Here is a 2,630-nt window from a genome sequence, read left to right as displayed (position 1 = left end):
ATGGAGACCCCGACGACGCGGCCGCCCTGCACGTCGCCGCGCAGCCGCTGCGGCGCGGCGACCGCTGGCTGCTGGCGAGCGACGGGCTCACCGATTACGTGCCGATCCTGGAGGTCGCCGAGACCCTCGACGCGGCGGCGACCCCGCAGGACGCCGCGGATGCGCTCGTCGCGCTGGCGCTTCGCCACCGCGCCCGCGACAACGTGTCGGTGGTCGTCGCCGACGTGGTCGAGCTCGCCGAGCCTCCGGTGTACCGCCCGGCCTTCGGGGGCTCGGCAGCCGCGGATCCCGCATCGGCCCGCACCCTGGAGGCGTGAGCCCCGGAGCCGCGGGTCAGCGCCCGCGACCGCCCAGCGCCCGCGCGTCCTGGCGGCCGGTGATGTCTTTGCGCAGCTCCTTGGGCAGCGAGAACATCAGGTCCTCCTCTGCCGTCTTGACCTCCTGCACCTCGGCGTAGCCCGCGCCGGAGAGGTCCGCGAGGACCTCCTGCACCAGCACCTCCGGCACCGACGCGCCGCTGGTCACGCCGACGGTCGCGACGCCCTCGAGCCACTCCTGACGGATCTCGCTCGCGTAGTCGACACGGTAGGCGGCCTTGGCACCGTACTCGAGCGCGACCTCCACGAGGCGCACCGAGTTGGACGAGTTCGCCGAGCCGACCACGATCACGAGGTCGGCGTCCTCCGCCACCTTCTTGATCGCGACCTGGCGGTTCTGCGTGGCGTAGCAGATGTCGTCGCTCGGCGGGTCCTGGAGGTTGGGGAAGCGTTCGCGGAGGCGGCGGACGGTCTCCATCGTCTCGTCGACCGACAGCGTGGTCTGCGAGAGCCAGACCACCTTGTCGGGGTCCTTCACCTCGATGCGGTCGACGTCGTCCGGTCCGTTCACGAGCGTGACGTGGTCGGGCGCCTCGCCGGCGGTGCCCTCGACCTCCTCGTGGCCCTCGTGGCCGATGAGGAGGATCTCGAAGTCGTCGCGGGCGAAGCGCACGGCCTCGCGGTGCACCTTCGTGACCAGGGGGCAGGTGGCGTCGATCGCGAGGAGGCCGCGGTCGGCCGCGGCGTTCACGACGGCGGGCGACACCCCGTGGGCGGAGAACACGACGTGGGCGCCGGTCGGCACCTCGTCGACCTCGTCGACGAAGATCGCGCCCTGCTGCTCCAGCTCGGACACGACGTGCACGTTGTGCACGATCTGCTTGCGCACGTAGACGGGGGCGCCGTAGTGCTCGAGCGCTTTCTCCACGGCGACGACCGCGCGGTCGACGCCCGCGCAGTACCCGCGGGGTGCGGCCAGCAGCACGCGCTTGTGTCCCTGGACCGGGATATCCTGAAGCCGCCCGCGCGCACCGGCGTCCCGCTTGACGGGGATCCGGGGCATGGGGAGGCTGATGGTCGCGTCGCTCACTCCTCGATCGTACGCGGAGCGCGCTGAAGAACGAATGGGAGGCCGGGTGGCACAGGTCGCAGGCAGCACGCCGACGATGACCCCCGGACCGCCGACCCTGGACGCTCCGTGGCCGGTCGCATTGCTCGCCGACCGCATCCGCGGCTGGATCGACCGGCTGGGCACCGCGTGGGTGGAAGGCGAGATCACCCAGTGGGGCGTCTCGGGCGGCAACGTGTACGGCAAGCTCAAAGACCTGCGCGAGGATGCGACGATCTCGTTCACGATCTGGTCGTCGGTGCGCGCCCGCATCCCCGCCGACCTCAAGCAGGGCGACCGGGTGATCGCCGCGGTGAAGCCCAACTACTGGGTCAAGGGCGGAAGCCTGACCATGCAGGTCTCCGACATGCGACACGTGGGCCTCGGCGACCTCCTCGAGCGGCTCGAGCGGCTGCGCGCGCAGCTGACGGCCGAGGGGCTGTTCGCGGCCGAGCGCAAGAAGCGCCTCCCGTTCCTGCCGCACACCATCGGGCTGGTGACCGGCAAAGACTCCGACGCCGAGAAAGACGTGCTCCGCAATGCGCAGCTGCGCTGGCCGCAGGTGCGGTTCCGGGTGGTGCACGCGGCCGTGCAGGGCGACCGCACGCCGACCGAGGTGGTGGCCGCCATCCGCACCCTCGACGCCGATCCCGACGTGGAGGTCATCATCGTCGCGCGCGGCGGCGGCGACTTCCAGAACCTCCTCGGCTTCAGCGACGAACGTGTGGTCCGCGCCGCGGCCGAGGCGCTGACGCCGATCGTGAGCGCCATCGGCCACGAGGCCGACCGGCCGCTGCTCGACGACGTCGCCGATCTGCGCGCCTCCACCCCGACCGACGCTGCCAAGCGCGTCGTGCCCGACGTCGCGGAGGAGCTCGCGCGGGTTCAGCAGGCGCGCTCGCGGATCGGGATGCGGCTCACGCACCTCCTGAACCACGAGATCGACCGCGTCGGCCATCTGCGCACCCGCCCGGCGCTCGCGTCGTCGGGCTGGATCATCGACTCCCGCGCGCAGGAACTCACTCGCCAGGTCGCCCGCGGAGCCGAACTCGTGGAGCGACGTGCCGATCGCGAGAGCACGCGCATCGCCGACCTGCGCGGCCGGCTGCGCGCGCTCTCGCCGCAGGGCACGCTCGACCGCGGCTACGCGATCGTGCAGAACGCCGCGGGACACGTGGTCGGCTCGCCGTCCGAAGCGCCGGATG

The 2,630-nt window shown here is 72.1% G+C and carries 2 protein-coding genes and 1 pseudogene; 2 read left to right on the top strand and 1 reads right to left on the bottom strand.

Features of this window, described 5'->3' with window-relative positions; all coding sequences use genetic code 11:
* A pseudogene (locus AC0HS0_RS02670) lies at positions 1-317 on the top strand (serine/threonine-protein phosphatase); the annotation flags it as partial.
* Between the two features lie 16 nt (positions 318-333).
* On the opposite strand, the gene AC0HS0_RS02665 reads toward AC0HS0_RS02670, so the two are convergent.
* On the bottom strand, positions 334-1,380 hold the full coding sequence (locus AC0HS0_RS02665) for a 4-hydroxy-3-methylbut-2-enyl diphosphate reductase (RefSeq protein ID WP_472962101.1): 1,047 nt from the start codon (positions 1,378-1,380) through the stop codon (positions 334-336).
* 103 nt (positions 1,381-1,483) lie between these two features.
* On the opposite strand from AC0HS0_RS02665, the gene xseA reads away from it, so the two are divergent.
* A partial coding sequence (xseA, locus tag AC0HS0_RS02660) for an exodeoxyribonuclease VII large subunit (RefSeq protein WP_472962099.1) occupies positions 1,484-2,630 on the top strand: 1,147 nt, incomplete at its 3' end.

This window comes from Leifsonia sp. PARNA 1/14, from assembly GCF_055720965.1.
Note: the sequence above shows the minus strand (reverse complement) of the source record. Positions and strands in the feature narration are given on the sequence as shown.

What these genes read in the sequence shown, in the direction of transcription:
- AC0HS0_RS02665 (WP_472962101.1), bottom strand. Translation starts at nt 1,380, where the DNA reads ATGCCCCGGATCCCCGTCAAGCGGGACGCCGGTGCGCGCGGGCGGCTT.